Below are 14,871 nucleotides of genomic sequence, written 5' to 3' on the forward strand. Positions count from 1 at the left end.
TCAAGGCGTGGTCGTCAGCGCCGGTTGCGCGGCGTGCAGAAGGGTGTAATGCGGCGCATAGCGCGCTGCGTGCAGCAGTTGCGCCAGATTGCTCAGCGTCGTCCTGACGTTTTTCTCCCCCAGTTTGCCGAGCCAGTCGAAAATGCCGCCGGCGTAGTTAACGCCCGCGACGGCGGCGACATCAATGTCTTCCCGGCTGCAGACGCCGCTTTCCACCATGATCACCGACTCATTGATCAGGCTGCTGAGGACGCGAGCGACGATCAGCGCCGGGGAATCTTTGATAAATTCAACCTGCGGGATCGCAGTGTGCAGCAGGCGTAAAAACAGCGCCTTATTGGCCGCAGAGGCATAGCGATTGTGCGCCGCAACCAGATACGCCGTGTCGGCGTAGTTCAGGGCGATGTCGATCACAAAAGCGTCAGCCGTCGTCTGCTCGGCTAACTGGCTCGCCGTGCGGCCATCGGTGATGCTGACGGTGAATGCGCCATTGATCTGGACGGCCGGCCCCAGGCTCGGTAAGGCCGGCCGTTGTTCCACGCGCAGCTGTGGCCACTGACGTGCGGCTTGCTGTTGCAACAGGGTAAAAAAAGGGTGTTCGCCGTAAACGCGCAGCGTCTCGACGTCTGCATCGATGGCGGCCGTCACCGGCGGGGCGGTTTCTTCGGCGGCAAAATAGGAGCGGCCGTTCTTTTTCCCCAACAGACCGGCATCGACCAGCGAACGCTGCAGATGGCCGGGGGTATAGCGCGGGTCGTATTGCATGTCCTGCCAGATTTGCCGGCTGACCTGATAGTTGATGTCCTGGCCGATAAAATCGGTCAGCTCGAGCGGCCCCATGCGGAAGTGTCCGCCGGCCTTGAGGGCACGGTCGATCTGCGGCGCGCGCGCCACGTGTTCTTCCAACAGGCGGAACCCTTCCAGGTAGTAGGGGCGGGCCATGCGGTTAACAATAAACCCCGGCGTGGCCTGGCAGACGACATCGCGTTTCCCCAACGCGGCCACCAGTTGACGGCAACGTTCCGTGGTGGCATGTGCGGTAAAGTAGGCCGGGATGATTTCAATCAGTTTCATCAGCGGCGCAGGGTTGAAAAAGTGCAAACCGATAAACCGCTCGCTGTGCGTCACCGCGGTTGCCAGCTTGTTAAGCGACAGTGAGGAGGTATTGGTGGCGATCAGCGTATCGGGCTTGACCACCGCGGCGATGGCCGCCAACACCTCAAGTTTGGTTTGTTCATGCTCAGCGATGGTTTCTATCACCAACTCGCTGTCGGCGATAGCCTCAAGCGCCGTCGAGAACACCAGATTGGCCAGCACTGAGCTTTTATCCTGCAGCGCGATCTTGCCCTGTTCGACTTTCTTGTTCAGGTCTTGCGCGATATATTCGCGAGCCTGATTGAGGGTATTGCCGTTGCGATTATAAAGCACCGTACGAATGCCTTTTTGCGCGAAAAGATAAGCGATACCTCTGCCCATCGTTCCCGCGCCGATAATCGCAGCCGATTGAATTGCCGCATTACTTTCTGCCATAGAAAATCCCCGTCACTGTATGCCATGCGAAATTCGCAAATGCTTATTATCTCTTTGGATTTACGGCGGCACCGGGTGCCTGTTTGGAAAGTAATTGGCGGTGTCCTGGCTGTCTAACGGTAGAAATGACAGGTTTACGTCCTGAAGGGATTATGCTATTCGCGTAGTTTTCCTGTTCGGCGCAATAAAAAGGCTTATTTTAAGGGGAATAGCTGTTTTCGTTATAGCGTTGGTATTTTTTATTATATGAAACGGCTACTGGCGCCGGGCGGCGATATTCTATAGTGAGTCTGACCTATCGATAATCGGCATCGCTATCTGGAGAACCTGCGTTATGGATACCCGCACTCAACGGCTCATGGCGGAGGTGATTGGCAGCCTGGCCGATCGCGAATGCTTTCTGACGCAACTGGGGCCCTGCGCCGAGGCGTTGGGGTTTGATTATTTCTCCTACATCGTGTTTTCCTGTTATCCGGCCAGCCGCCCCAAGATGCTGATCGAAGGTAATTTTTCAGCAGAGTATCTCGAAGATTATCGGCGGCAGCGGGTGTATTTGCAGGATCCGGTCATTGAGCGCGCTCACCATTCCACGCTGCAGTTCCAGTGGGACGAACGTTTTTATCACGATCGGCCGACGCTTTGGCGACGTATGGCGCAGTTTGGCCTGTGCGCCGGTTGGTCGCAGTCGGTCAAGGATTGCTATGGCAGGCTGGGGATCCTGACGTTTGCCGGCACAGCGCTACCGGAGCAAACGCCACAAGCGCGTGCGGCAAATGAAACCTTTTTCCTTTGGCTGGCGCAAACCGCCCATAAAACGCTGCGTGAAGCCTTGATATCGGTGAACGACGACGCGATAAAAGACGTGCTGACGCTGCGCGAAAAAGACATTTTACGCTGGTGCAGCGAAGGGAAAACGGCGGAAGAGATCGCGCTGTTGATGGGGGTGAGCGAGCGCACGATCAATTTCCACATAGGCAACTCGATTAAAAAACTTTCTGTCGCCAATAAGACCGCCGCCACCGCCAAAGCGGTTTATTTACAGCTGATTTAATCTCGAGAAATAAATAATTAATCGCCTATCCGTTATCGGTGTGATGTTTATATTTTGTTAAATTAAAAGCTATCCTTATCAGTATTTACCCCCCGATCACAAAAGCGTGATAAAGCGATTCACCGCGCCCGTGCGCGGCAGTATTCTGTTGGCACCCGGTTTACATAGAAAGGATGTGATATGTACAAGACTATTTTAGTGCCGATCGATATTGAAGAGGATCTGTTGACCGAGCATGCGCTGAAGCATGTGGAATATTTGGCGAAGATGTCCGGCGCTAAAGTGCATTTCTTCCATGCGCTGCCGGATGCCTCGGCTTTTGTTACTGCCTATTCGTTCGGTCTCAAGGAATTTGAGAATCAGGCGGAGGTGAAGGCGGTGGACAAACTGAAGAAAATCATGTCGGAAATCGATCTGCCGTTGGATCGCCTTAATTACACCGTCAGCTTCGGTTCTGCGCGCGATCAGGTGTTGGAACTGGCGGAAGAGATCGACGCCGACCTGATCATTATCGGTTCACGGCGCCCGAGCGTGAAAACCTATCTGCTGGGATCTAACGCCGCCGCCATCGTTCGCCATGCCAATATTTCGGTGATGGTGGTCAGATAATCCCTCTTAAGCCCACCGTTTTCGGGCGCGCTCTGCGGTTGCCGGTCTGCGGCAGAGCGTGCCTTGCGTTTTATTGCCATCTCAGTGTGAGCTGCTACGATTTTAGCTGACGTTTTTATGCCACCCGGGCCACCGGCCTTGCGCATATTCTTCATCTCAGCCAGAAGAGGGGCAGCTATGCCATTAGAAGTTGATGGGATCATTAGAGGCGATCGGGGCAGTGAACCGAGCCGTTGGCAACATGCGTCAACCAAACCGCTTATCACGCTGACCTGGCATCACACCATTCCTTGGAACTGTTTGCGTAATGTCTGGAATGGTCTGGTGGCGGGGCAGCATTGGAACGCGCTGGACGAGTTTATGAACCTGATCGGTGTGCCAAACCGTGCCGAGGTGATCACACAGATCAAGAATAAAAACCTGCAGGATCGCGATGGATTACACACTCTGGTGACCTGGCAAGGATGGAACATCGTCGAGGGGCCTGGTAATGAGTATCGTGCGCAGGGGGACGATCCCGGTGAAAACTTCGACGGTTGGTCGGGTAAGGGGATGAGCACTAATCAGCAAGCGACGCTGCAGCAGGTCAACGTGTTGTATCAGGTGATGGCGCCGCTGGGAAGCCGTGCGCTGGACGCCGCCAGACAGGCGCCGAACATTTCTGCGGAAGAAGCGAGCGTCTTGCAACGGACGATTAAACAGACCCGTCCAACGTTGCGAGGAAAGGAACCGATCCGGTGGCAAGAAGACATGTGGCATCAGGTGCAGCCGGGTAAAGAGGCGAAACACTTCGCCCGTTGGGACACCAAACCGGTGTGGCGCAAGCGCCTGCACAGCGATCTGGCTCAGGCTGGATAAGCCTTTCCCCGCGCCGGGTTGCCGGCGCGGGGCATCAATCCGGCGCTAATCGCACAGCGCCATTATTTCGTCGTACAATGTCCTGGGAATTTCCACGCCGTATTGCTCGCTCTGCCGCCGCTGTCGATAACGCCGCTCGCCGGGGATGCGTGCGCCTTGCGCCTGCATATCGGCAAACATCGCTTCTGCTCCGGCGAAATATTTCGCCTTATCCGCACCGAGAAAACGCTCGGGATCCAACGCGATGATCAACTCACCGCCGTAAGGCGACGAACCGGTGCCGTTGTCATAGGCCAGCGATTCCTTGCTGGTCATATCGCCGATCAGCGGCCCTGCCAGCAATTCAACCATCGCCGCCAGCGCCGAGCCCTTATGCCCACCGAAGGTCAGCATCGCGCCCTCCAACACGCTGGCGGCATCGGTGGACGGATTGCCTGCCTTATCAATGCCCCAGCCTTCAGGCAGCGGGGTGCCAGCGCGGTGGTGCAGTTCGATTTCGCCGCGCGCCGCCGCGCTGGTGGCCATATCGAATAAAAACGGCGGCCGATCCGGGCGTGGCCAGCCGAAGGCGATGGGGTTGGTGCCAAACAGCGGACGCGAACCGCCGGCCGGCGTCACCCACGCGTGGCTGGGTGTGCAGGCGAAGGCCACCAACCCCTGTTCGGTTAGCGGTTCTATGTCGGCCCACAGCGCGGAGAAATGCACGCAGCGGTTGATCGCCAGCGCGGCGATGCCATTGGCGCGCACCTTACCGATAAAGGCCGGCAGAGCGGTGCGGTAGGCCAGCAGGGAAAACGCGCCGCCGGCGTCGGCACGCAAGATGGCCGGCGCCTGGTCGAACAACTTGGGTACCGCATCGGCAGAGACCTTGCCTACCCGCAGCGATCGCACGCAGCCCAACAGCCGGTATAAGCCGTGAGAAGCGCAGCCGTCGCGTTCGCCCTGGGTGACATTTTGCGCCACCGCTTCGGCATGTGCCTGATTGAAACCGTTGCTGCGCAGCGTACGCAGCGCCAGTTGATAAGCCTGTTCCAACGACAGAACGTGCATGGATGTCATCTCGATGTCCCCCCTGGGTTCATTCTTCTTCATCGCCGATAAAATTGGCCTGGGGTAAACAGGTATAGGCGCCCCAGTAGTAAATCGCCAGCGCAATCACCGCCATGGTGAAGGTGTCCCACGGATGGGCAATAGCGCCGATGCCGCCGAAGCTGCTGAGGTAGGAAAGCCCGATCACCAGCGCATAGAAGACGATCAGCCACAACGAGGACCAAATTTGCTGCCGAAGGCTAACGGCGTGGGTCGGCACCTGATTTTTGAACAGGATATAGATGAAGAACATCAGGATCTGCAAGCCGAGCAGCCAGGAGACGGTGTCCCAGCCGGACCAGAAGACGATCAACGCCGAAATGATAAACGACAGCGGGCCGAGCACGCAGAAAGCGCGCACCCGGAACGGACGCGGCATATCGGGCGCATTGCGCCGCAGCCCGGCGGCGGTGACCGGGGCGATGGCGTAGCTCAACACCAGTGCGGCGGACACCACGCCGATCAGCTTTTCCCAGGACGGGAATGGCAGCGTCCAGAATACCGAGAGAGCGAAGGTCAACCACAGCGCCGGACGCGGGATACCGGACTCGCTATCCACCCGGGTGAACAGTTTGAAGAAGGTGCCGGCGCGCGCCCAACCGTAGATCACGCGAGGCGTGGCGTTCATATAGATGTTGCCGGTGCCGCTCGGCGAAACGATCGCGTCGCTGACTACCAGAAACGCCAGCCATCCCATGCCCAGCGTGATGGCGATGTCGCGGAACGGCAGGGAGAACTGTTGGCTGATGCCGGCCCAGCCACCGCTTAGCATCTCGCTAGGGATACTGCCGAGAAACGCTATCTGCAGCAGCACATAGATGATGGTGGACAGCACCACCGACAGGATCAGCGCGATAGGAATGGTGCGCTGCGGCCTTTGCACCTCGCTGGCGACCGAAATGATCGGCGTCAGGCCGAGGTAGGCGAAGATGATGCCGCCGGCGGAAATGGCGGCCTCAACCCCGGCGGAACCGAAAGGGGCAAAGCCCTGGCTGTGCAGGTTTTCCGGTTTGAAAAAGCTGAACAACACCACGATCACCAGCAGGGGCACCAGAAACTTCAGCACGCTGATCAGGTTATTGGATTTGGCGAAGGTTTTGACGCTGTAGTAGTTGAGCGCGAAGAAAAAACACAGCAGCGCCAGCTGCACCAGCCAGCCGATCGCTGTTGGATCGCCGGACCCCGGCTGGCTGAGGAACGGGAACCAGGCGGCAGCGTACTGCCGGGCGGCGACGACTTCGATGGCGATCAGGCTGGAGAAGGCGATCAGCGTGATAAACCCCAGCAGGTAACCCATTAGTTCACCGTGCGAGAATACCGGATAGCGAATGATGCCGCCGGCGCGCGGCAGAGCGGCGCCCAACTCGCAGTAGACGATGCCGAGCAGCAGCACCGCCAGGCCACCGATCAGCCAGGAATAGATGCCGGCCGGGCCGGCGATGGAGGAGACGTGGCTGGCGGCGAACAGCCAACCGGAGCCGAAGATGGCGCCCAGACCGATGAATGTCAGATCGGTGAGCGTAAGCTGCTTCTTGAATTTGCCTTGGGTTGTCATGGTATTACCCTTTTGTTATTGAGTGGCAGGCAGATGCGGCCGGGCTAATGTTGGGCAGGTGAAACCAGGGGATCTCGGGTGTAAGCGCCGTTAACCAGTCGCAGCAGGTTGAGCGGGTTGGCGTCCTGCAGCGCCGGCGGCAACAGCGCTGCAGGGGTGTTTTGCAAACAAACTGGCCGCAGGAAACGCTCGATCGCCAGCGTGCCTACCGAGGTGCCGCGTGCGTCGCTGGTGGCCGGGTAAGGGCCGCCGTGCACCATGGCGTCGCACACTTCCACCCCGGTCGGGTACCCGTTGAATAGCACCCGACCGGCTTTGCGCGCCAACAGAGCCGTTAGCCCGGCGGCCATATCGAGATCGTCGTCGTCCGCCAGCAGCGTGGCGGTCAACTGGCCTTGCAATGCCGTTAGCGCCGCATGCAGCTGCGCTTCGTTATCCATCGCCACCAGGATGCTGGCCGGGCCGAAGACCTCCTGTTGCAGCAGCGGGTCGGCCTGCAGCAACAGCGCCCTCTCCGCCTGATAAAGCTGCGCCGCCGCCCGAAGAGCAGGCGTTTCGCTTCGGCCTGCCAGCCGCCGCATACCCGGGTGGGCATCGAGGGCCGCCAGCCCGTGACGGTAGTGCTCCAGGGTGCCGGCATTCAGCATCGGCTGCGGCTCGGCGGCGTTGACCAGGGCGCTCATCGTTTCGGTTAACCGATCGAAGGCGGCGCCGCGCAGCGCGACGATCACGCCGGGCTTGGTGCAGAACTGACCGCAGCCGAGCGTGAAGGAAGAGACCAGTTCCTGCGCGATGTGCTGCCCGCGCCGCGCCAGCGCCTTGGGTAGGATCACTACCGGGTTGATGCTCGACATTTCGGCGAAGACCGGAATAGGTTGGGGACGTTGCATCGCCAGATCGAACAGCGCCCGGCCGCCTTGCAGCGAGCCGGTGAATCCCACCGCTTGAATCGCCGGATGTTGTACTAAATCGGCCCCCACGCGGTTGCCGAAGAGCATGTTGAAGACGCCAGAGGGCATCCCCGTGCGTTCCCGTGCGCGCTCGATCGCCTGAGCGGTTAGCTCGGCGGTGATCATATGGCCGCTGTGCGCTTTGAACACGACCGGGCAGCCGGCGGCGAGCGCGGCGGCGGTATCACCGCCCGCGGTGGAGAACGCCAGCGGGAAGTTGCTGGCGCCGAATACCGCCACCGGGCCGAGCGCCGTGCGGTATTGACGCAGATCGGGGCGCGGCAGGGGGGAACGCTGCGGCAGCGCGCAGTCGATGCGCACGCCTTCGACATCGCCGCGCCGCAGCAGCGTGGCGAACAGCCGCATCTGACCGCTGGTTCTGGCGCGTTCGCCGCTCAAGCGCGCCGGCGGCAGGGCCGTTTCCTGTGTGGCGAGGGCGAAGAAGGTTTCGTCCAAGGCATCTAGCTCCTCGGCGATGGTGTCCAAAAAGTTCGCGCGTTGCTCGGCGCTGAGTTGCGAATAGGGCACAAAGGCCGTGGCAGCGGCTTCGGCGGCGGCGGCGGTTTCAGCCGCCGTGGCTTGGTGGAAGCGGTAGCCGGTCGGCTGACCGTCGTCGGCGCGCAGGCTGAGCAGCGCAGCTTCCCCTGCGGCGCGGCGCTGGCCGCCGATAAATTGTTGGCCGCTGATGGCGACGTGGCGTTCGTTGGGCATGGGTTCCCCCGGTAAATAAAGAGCGATGCCCGGCCTGGCCGGGCGGTGAAGGCGTTACAGGCCGACGTTCGGCAGCGCAGGACGAGTGGCCAGCGCTTTATCGATCACGGCATTGATCTCGGTGAGCGTTTCCCCCTGCAGCGCCAGGCGCGGTGGGCGAGTGACGGCGCTGCCGCGGCCAACCCGCTGTTCGCAGAGCTTGATGCATTGCACCAGATCGGGGCGGGCATCGAGGTGCAGCAGCGGCATGAACCAGCTGTACAGCGCCAATGCTTCCTCATAGCGCTTTTCCTTAGCCAGACGGAACAGGGTTTCCCCTTCGCGCGGGAAAGCATTGGACATGCCGGAGATCCAGCCTTGCGCGCCGACGGCGATGCTTTCCAGCACCACATCGTCCAACCCGGCGAACAGCACGAAGCGATCGCCGACTTCGTTGCGTAGGTCGATAAAGCGGCGCGTATCGCCCGAGGAGTCTTTGAAACACACGATGTTCTCGCAGTCGACCAGCGAGGTCAGGATGTCGGGTGTGACGTCATTTTTGTAAATGGGGGGGTTGTTGTAGACCATGATCGGCAGATCGGTCGCGCCGGCGACGCTGCGGAAGTGTGCGGCGGTTTCGTGCGGCTTGGCGGAATAAACCAGCGCCGGCATCACCATAATGCCATCGACACCGGCCTTTTGCGCTTCACGCGCCATGTTCTGCGCGAAGGCGGTGGTGAACTCGGCGATGCCGGCGATCACCGGCACTTTGCCGTCGGCGGCGTCTCTCGCCACTTCGATCACCGCCAACTTTTCCTGCATCGTCATCGAGGTGTTTTCACCGACGGTGCCACACACCACCAGACCGGAGACGCCGTCGCGCACCAGGTTTTTGATCACCGTATGGGTGGCGTCGAGGTCCAGAGAGAAATCGTTGCGGAACTGGGTCGTCACCGCCGGGAATACGCCGCTCCAGCTTATGGCTTTATGGCTCATAGTGTTTGTCCTGTCGTCCGAAAGTGTTAATGAAAAGTGAATCTTTAGTAAGGCTCACCGACAGATTGACCGGTATTGCGCAGGGAGGCTTGACGCTTTTCGCCGATTGCCGCGACGAAATTGGCACAATGGCGGCGGAAAGCGGCATGAAAAAAACCAGGCGCCGGTGCGTCGTGAGGAGAGGGAGGTAACCAGGTAAATCAGCGCGTTAAGCGGAAAGCGTCAGGCGGAAATCGCGCGGCGTGGAGCCGGTCATCGCTTTGAACTGACGGCTGAAGGCGCTGTGATCGGTATAGCCGCACTGTAGCGCGATGTCGGTGATTGGCAGATCGCCGGCCAGCAGTTCCGTGGCCTTTTCCAGCCGCACTTTATGGATCATCTGGCGCGGGGTGAGGTGGAAGATACGTTTGCAGTAGCGTTCGATCTGCGCCACCGACAACCCGGTCAGCGCCGTCAGCTCTTCAAGCGCGAGCGGTCGCGCGTAGTGGCGGCGGATATGCACGTCGATCGCCGCCAGCCGTTGGTAGGCCGGGTGATTGGCCCTGGCCTCCTGCAGGTCGTGAGAAATACCCGCCATACCGATGATTCTTCCCTGCGCGTCATACAGCGCCAGCTTTTGCGTCAGGCACCAGCCGGTTTCTCGGCCATTGTACAGGTGCATCTCCAGTTGATCCTGGATCAGCACGCCGTGGCGCAATACCCGCAGATCCTGCTCGGTGTAGCCGGATCCGAGCTGAGCGGGAAAAACGTCGGCGGAGGTCTTGCCCAGCAGCGGCGTGACGGTTTTGAAACCGCAGCGCTTGGCCAGCGTGAGGTTGGCCAGCAGGTAGCGAGCCTGGGCGTCTTTGATAAAGAACACCACGTTCGGGATCGCGTTCAGCAACGGCGCGATCAGCGCCAGCGTATTCAGCAGATCGCGCAGGTTGTTCGGGCGCTGTTGCGCCAGTCCGTCGCACAGACGCGATAGATGTTCGACGGCAAAAACGTCCTCCTGCTCCGGCAACCCAACAAGCGAAGGCGGCGAGAGAGAAACCGGAGGCTGATAGTCTGAAGTGGATCGCATAACAGTCCCTTTTCGGTCGTTAGCCGGAAAAACAGGCGGGCCAGGTTGGCACTTTCGCATCAATATTAACTTTTCTGTAACGAAGCAAGCGCTATTTCCGTCCGGCTGCTAAATATGCGGATTGCCGCATACTTTTGCCGGGCGGTGTTTGGCAGTTGCTTGAAAACTGCGGTGTTTCTCGCTACATAAAGGTTTAGCATGGAAATAACAATATGATAAATAAGTCATTATTATGGCATTCGTTAAGCGTATACCCGCGCCGCGTCAGACCTGACTTTTATCACTGTGCTGATTTCTTCATTCGCCGCGCCGAAACGCATCAAGCCGCCATGCTCACATTCGTTCAGGCTAATGCCATTGGTAACATCCCATTAACTCAGGAGACGCCGATGGCACTTTCTGCGCATATCACCGCTTTGCGGGCGATCGATTCTCATACCGGCGGAGAGCCGACACGTCTGATCGTGGAAGGGTTTCCCGATCTCGGCGAGGGCAGCATGGCGGAACGGCGGGCGCGTTTCGCACAACATTATGACGATTGGCGCTGCGCGGTGATGCTCGAACCGCGCGGCAATGACGTGCTGGTGGGGGCGCTGCTGTGTCGCCCCTGCTCGCCGCAGGCCACCGCTGGGGTGATCTTCTTTAACAACAGCGGCTATCTGGGTATGTGCGGGCACGGCACTATCGGGCTGATCGCTTCGCTGGCGCACCTGGGGCGCATCCACGCCGGGTGCCATCTCATCGAGACCCCGGTCGGCACGGTAAACGCCACGCTGCATGACGACGGCAGCGTCACGGTGGAGAACGTGGCGGCTTATCGTTACCGTCGCCAGGTGCGGCTTGAGGTTGGGGGATACGGGCCGGTGACGGGGGATATCGCCTGGGGCGGTAACTGGTTCTTCCTGATCGGCGAGTCGCCGTTACCTATCGATAGACAAAATCTGGAGGCATTGACCGCGTTCACCTGGGCGGTGCGGCAGACATTGGAACAGGCGGGCATCTGCGGTGAAGACGGCGGAGTGATAGACCATATCGAACTGTTCGGTGACGATCCGCAGGCCGACAGCCGAAGCTTCGTGTTGTGCCCCGGCAAAGCCTATGATCGTTCTCCGTGCGGTACCGGTACCAGCGCCAAACTGGCGTGTCTGGCGGCGGACGGCAAACTGCCACCGGAAACGCAGTGGCGGCAGGTCAGCGTGATCGGTAGCGAATTCCAGGCCTATTACCGCTGGAATGGCGAACGTATTACTCCTTTTATTCGCGGGCAGGCCTATGTGTGTGCCGATAGCCAACTGCTGCTCGACGAACGCGATCCCTTTGTCTGGGGAATACGCTGATGGGCACCGGACAGAAAGCCGATGTCATCGTGATCGGCGCCGGCATCATCGGCGCTGCCTGTGCCTGGCGGTTGGCGCGGGAAGGGTATCGTGTCTCGGTAGTGGACGATCGTCGCGCCGGTGCGACCGCCGCCGGCATGGGGCATCTGGTATGCATGGACGATAATCCGGCTGAGCTGGCGTTGAGCGCTTATTCGCTGCGGTTATGGCGTGAAGTGACGGGGCGGATGCCGCAAGCGTGTGCCTGGCGCGGCTGCGGAACGCTATGGCTGGCGGATAAAACGGATGAAATGGGCATTGCCGAACAAAAGCGGGCGCGGCTGGCGGAGCAGGGTGTGACTGCGGAACTGCTGACGGCGGAGCAGATCGCTGCCGTGGAGCCGATGCTGCGGCACGGCCTGGCCGGTGGGCTGCGGGTGCCGGCCGACGGCATTGTGTATGCGCCGCTCGTGGCTCGCTGGCTGTTGGACGACGGTAGTGCGGCGATCGACGTGGTACATGGCGAAGCGACAGCATTGGAGGAAGGGGCAGTGAGGCTGGCGGATGGCAGGCGCCTGGCTGCGCCACTGGTAGTCCTGGCCTGTGGCCTCAGGGCCAATAGCCTATTGCCGCAGGCTTTGCTGCACGCCAAGAAGGGCCATCTGGCGATCACCGATCGCTACCCGCCGCGGGTGCGGCATCAACTGGTGGAGTTGGGATATGGCGCCAGCGCGCATGCCAGCGACGGTACGTCGGTGGCATTCAATGTGCAGGCACGGCCCACCGGACAATGGCTGATCGGCTCTTCCCGCCAGTTCGACGCCGTCGATTCGGCGTTGGACATGCCAGTGTTGGCGGCGATGCTCAAGCGTGCGCAGCATTTCTTGCCCGCACTGGCGCAGATGAACATCATTCGCTGCTGGACCGGGCTGCGCGCCGCCTCTGCCGACGGGCTGCCGTTGTTGGGCGCACATCCGCGGCATTCCTGGCTGTGGTTGGCGCTGGGGCACGAGGGATTGGGTGTCACAACCGCCCTTGGTAGTGCCGCGCTGATTACTGCGCAGATCGGCCGGCAAACGCCGGAGATTGATGATTCCCCCTATTTGGCGGCGCGCGCGTTTGCCGTCGAGGAGCTGCCTGTATGAATGAAAGACAAAATACGCTCTCGTTGAGTATCGATGGAGAGCACCGGCGGGTGCCGGTTGGCCTCAGCGTTGCTGCGGCACTCAGCCTGTGCGGTGACGATCGTTGCCGGTTGTCGATTTCACACCAACCACGGGCCCCCTTTTGCGGCATGGGCATTTGTCAGGAGTGCCGGGTGACCATTAACGGTCTGCGTCGCCTGGCGTGCCAGACGCTGTGCCAAGCCGGCATGCGCATCGAGAGGAGCGATGATGAGTAACTTCGACTGTGAGGTGCTGATCGTCGGCGCTGGGCCGGCCGGCATGGCGGCGGCGCTGGCCGCTGCGGAAAGTGGTGGTCAGGTACGAATGATTGATGATAATCCACATCCAGGCGGACAAATCTGGCGAGATGGACCGCAGGTGGCATTGCCTGAAATGGCGAACCGCTATCGGCAGGCGGTGGTGACGAAGGAAAATATTGCGCTGCAGTCCGGCTGCAAGCTGGTGGCGCAGTGTGGCGCTAACCGATTGGCATATGAAGATGCCGAAGGCTGCGGCGTGATTCGCTATCAAAAGTTGATTTTATGCAATGGCGCTCGTGAACTCCTGTTGCCGTTTCCCGGCTGGACGCTGCCGGGGGTGACCGGCGCCGGTGGTCTACAGGCGCAAATCAAGCAAGGGCTGACAATCCGCGGTGAGCGAGTAGTGATAGCAGGCAGTGGTCCACTGCTGTTGGCGGTGGCGAACAGCGTAAAACAGGCCGGCGGCGAGGTGGTGCTGGTGGCTGAGCAGGCACCGCTTTGGCGGTTGGCGGCGTTTGCGGGCGGCTTGTGGCGCTGGCCAGCCAAGCTGCATCAGGCGTTTTCTCTGATGCCGCATCGTTATCGTGCCGGTAGCCGGGTGCTGGCGGCGTTGGGGCAAGACCGTTTAACCTCGGTGCACGTCAATAACGGTGGGCGGCAAAGAACGATCGCCTGCGACAGGTTAGCCTGCGGTTTTGGATTGGTGGCGAACATTGAGTTGGCCATGCTGCTGGGGTGTCGGATAGAACACGGTGCCGTAGCGGTGGATCATTGTCAGCAAACCAGCCAGGCGCAAATTTATGCCGCCGGGGAATGTACCGGCATCGGCGGCAGTGAATTGGCGCTCACCGAAGGCGCCATCGCCGGTTATGCCGCCACCGGTCAGAAGGAAAAAGCCGATTTTATGATGGCGCAGCGGCAGCGGTGGCGGCGTTTCGCCACGGCGACAGCGGCCGCTTTTACGCTCGATGAACGCATGAATTCTCTGGCCAAACCGCAGACGCTGCTGTGCCGCTGCGAAGACGTCGCGCTGGAACAGGTCCGCCATCAGCCGGATTGGAACACGGCTAAGCTAAGTAGCCGCTGTGGCATGGGGGCATGCCAGGGTAAAGTCTGCGCGGCGGCGGCGAGGCAGCTTTTGGGCTGGCCTTTGCCACCGCCGCGTGTGCCTTTAACGCCGGTCAGGGCGGAAACACTGGTTGCGCTGGGGCTGAACCGAAGTGATGACGACGGCTGAATGGATTAGCGGCATGTCACCCTAGGCAAACGCCGCCACATCACCATTGCGGCCAATAGTAGGTTTTCTCTCGCCAACCTTTGCTGTACATACAGGCTTCGATGGTGGCGTTTCGGGCGGACTGATTGCGGTCGGTCTGCACCGTCTTAATCGACGGCTCTTTGTCATAGCGGTATCCCGATGGGCAATCTTTCTTATTTTTCTCGCAAGGGATGTATTTGTTTTCGTAGCTGAACTCCACGTCCCGCACCACGTCCGGAGGAAAACGATCGTAGCCGCGGCTGCGGCATTCGGCATATTCGGCATCCCGGGTACTCTCGACCGCGCCGGGCCTTTCCCATTGGGTGCAGGCGGTCATCATCAAAAGCGGCAAAACAATCAAACAACGGTAATTCTTCATGGTGTCCCTAACTCTTTCTCTGTCCTGAGGCTCTCCGACTAGGAATGTTCCTAACTGGCGAGGTAGGAAAGTGTAATAAACTGGCGGAATAATTGGAAATG

The 14,871-nt window shown here is 60.0% G+C and carries 14 protein-coding genes; 7 read left to right on the forward strand and 7 right to left on the reverse strand.

The window, feature by feature from the left end; all coding sequences use genetic code 11:
- Positions 1 to 1,530, reverse strand: coding sequence for a 3-hydroxyacyl-CoA dehydrogenase NAD-binding domain-containing protein (locus tag WA302_RS05485; protein WP_089195743.1), 1,530 nt, complete (start codon positions 1,528 to 1,530; stop codon positions 1 to 3).
- A 334-nt stretch (positions 1,531 to 1,864) separates the two neighbouring features.
- Here WA302_RS05485 and WA302_RS05490 point away from each other — a divergent pair, with 334 nt between their 5' ends.
- The 3 genes from WA302_RS05490 (at position 1,865) to WA302_RS05500 (ending at position 4,048) form a co-directional block, all read left to right on the forward strand.
- The gene (locus WA302_RS05490) at positions 1,865 to 2,581 is read left to right on the forward strand and encodes a LuxR family transcriptional regulator (protein WP_025302346.1); all 717 of its coding nucleotides are present in this window, start codon (positions 1,865 to 1,867) and stop codon (positions 2,579 to 2,581) included.
- 180 nt (positions 2,582 to 2,761) lie between these two features.
- The gene (locus WA302_RS05495; RefSeq protein WP_025302347.1) at positions 2,762 to 3,190 is read left to right on the forward strand and encodes a universal stress protein; all 429 of its coding nucleotides are present in this window, start codon (positions 2,762 to 2,764) and stop codon (positions 3,188 to 3,190) included.
- Between the two features lie 177 nt (positions 3,191 to 3,367).
- On the forward strand, positions 3,368 to 4,048 hold the full coding sequence (locus WA302_RS05500) for a hypothetical protein (RefSeq protein ID WP_025302348.1): 681 nt from the start codon (positions 3,368 to 3,370) through the stop codon (positions 4,046 to 4,048).
- A gap of 45 nt (positions 4,049 to 4,093) precedes the next feature.
- Here WA302_RS05500 and WA302_RS05505 read toward each other — a convergent pair whose 3' ends face one another.
- The 5 genes from WA302_RS05505 to WA302_RS05525 all read right to left on the reverse strand — a co-directional run bounded on the left by WA302_RS05505 (position 4,094) and on the right by WA302_RS05525 (position 10,391).
- Positions 4,094 to 5,107 (reverse strand): Ldh family oxidoreductase, encoded by a 1,014-nt coding sequence (locus WA302_RS05505; protein ID WP_060447434.1) that lies wholly within the window; start codon positions 5,105 to 5,107, stop codon positions 4,094 to 4,096.
- 19 nt (positions 5,108 to 5,126) lie between these two features.
- Complete coding sequence (locus WA302_RS05510; protein WP_025302350.1) at positions 5,127 to 6,692, reverse strand: APC family permease; 1,566 nt, start codon at positions 6,690 to 6,692, stop codon at positions 5,127 to 5,129.
- 44 nt (positions 6,693 to 6,736) lie between these two features.
- Positions 6,737 to 8,353, reverse strand: a complete 1,617-nt coding sequence (locus WA302_RS05515; RefSeq protein ID WP_336063251.1) for an aldehyde dehydrogenase (NADP(+)) — start codon at positions 8,351 to 8,353, stop codon at positions 6,737 to 6,739.
- Positions 8,354 to 8,407: 54 nt separating this feature from the next.
- Entirely contained in the window at positions 8,408 to 9,328 is a 921-nt protein-coding gene (locus WA302_RS05520) for a dihydrodipicolinate synthase family protein (RefSeq protein WP_049204282.1), read from the reverse strand.
- Positions 9,329 to 9,536: 208 nt separating this feature from the next.
- A complete protein-coding gene (locus WA302_RS05525) occupies positions 9,537 to 10,391 on the reverse strand; it encodes an AraC family transcriptional regulator (protein WP_261456193.1) in 855 nt (284 codons plus the stop codon).
- A gap of 389 nt (positions 10,392 to 10,780) precedes the next feature.
- Here WA302_RS05525 and WA302_RS05530 point away from each other — a divergent pair, with 389 nt between their 5' ends.
- From WA302_RS05530 to WA302_RS05545, 4 genes are read left to right on the forward strand one after another with little or no spacing between them, the layout of a single operon-like run.
- Positions 10,781 to 11,728 (forward strand): 4-hydroxyproline epimerase, encoded by a 948-nt coding sequence (locus WA302_RS05530; protein WP_193402858.1) that lies wholly within the window; start codon positions 10,781 to 10,783, stop codon positions 11,726 to 11,728.
- The gene (locus tag WA302_RS05535) at positions 11,728 to 12,852 is read left to right on the forward strand and encodes an NAD(P)/FAD-dependent oxidoreductase (protein WP_025302355.1); all 1,125 of its coding nucleotides are present in this window, start codon (positions 11,728 to 11,730) and stop codon (positions 12,850 to 12,852) included. Before WA302_RS05530 ends, WA302_RS05535 begins: the two co-directional genes overlap by 1 nt.
- Positions 12,849 to 13,109 carry a (2Fe-2S)-binding protein gene (locus WA302_RS05540; protein ID WP_025302356.1) on the forward strand — a complete coding sequence of 87 codons (261 nt, stop codon included), beginning with the start codon at positions 12,849 to 12,851 and terminating at the stop codon, positions 13,107 to 13,109. Before WA302_RS05535 ends, WA302_RS05540 begins: the two co-directional genes overlap by 4 nt.
- Entirely contained in the window at positions 13,102 to 14,370 is a 1,269-nt protein-coding gene (locus tag WA302_RS05545) for an NAD(P)/FAD-dependent oxidoreductase (RefSeq protein WP_025302357.1), read from the forward strand. The genes WA302_RS05540 and WA302_RS05545 overlap by 8 nt, the downstream gene beginning before the upstream one ends.
- 40 nt (positions 14,371 to 14,410) lie before the next feature.
- Here WA302_RS05545 and WA302_RS05550 read toward each other — a convergent pair whose 3' ends face one another.
- Complete coding sequence (locus tag WA302_RS05550) at positions 14,411 to 14,770, reverse strand: hypothetical protein (RefSeq protein ID WP_025302358.1); 360 nt, start codon at positions 14,768 to 14,770, stop codon at positions 14,411 to 14,413.
- Between the last annotated feature and the right edge of the window lie 101 nt (positions 14,771 to 14,871).

The organism is Serratia sp. 201, from assembly GCF_037027545.1.
GTDB lineage: Bacteria > Pseudomonadota > Gammaproteobacteria > Enterobacterales > Enterobacteriaceae > Serratia > Serratia bockelmannii.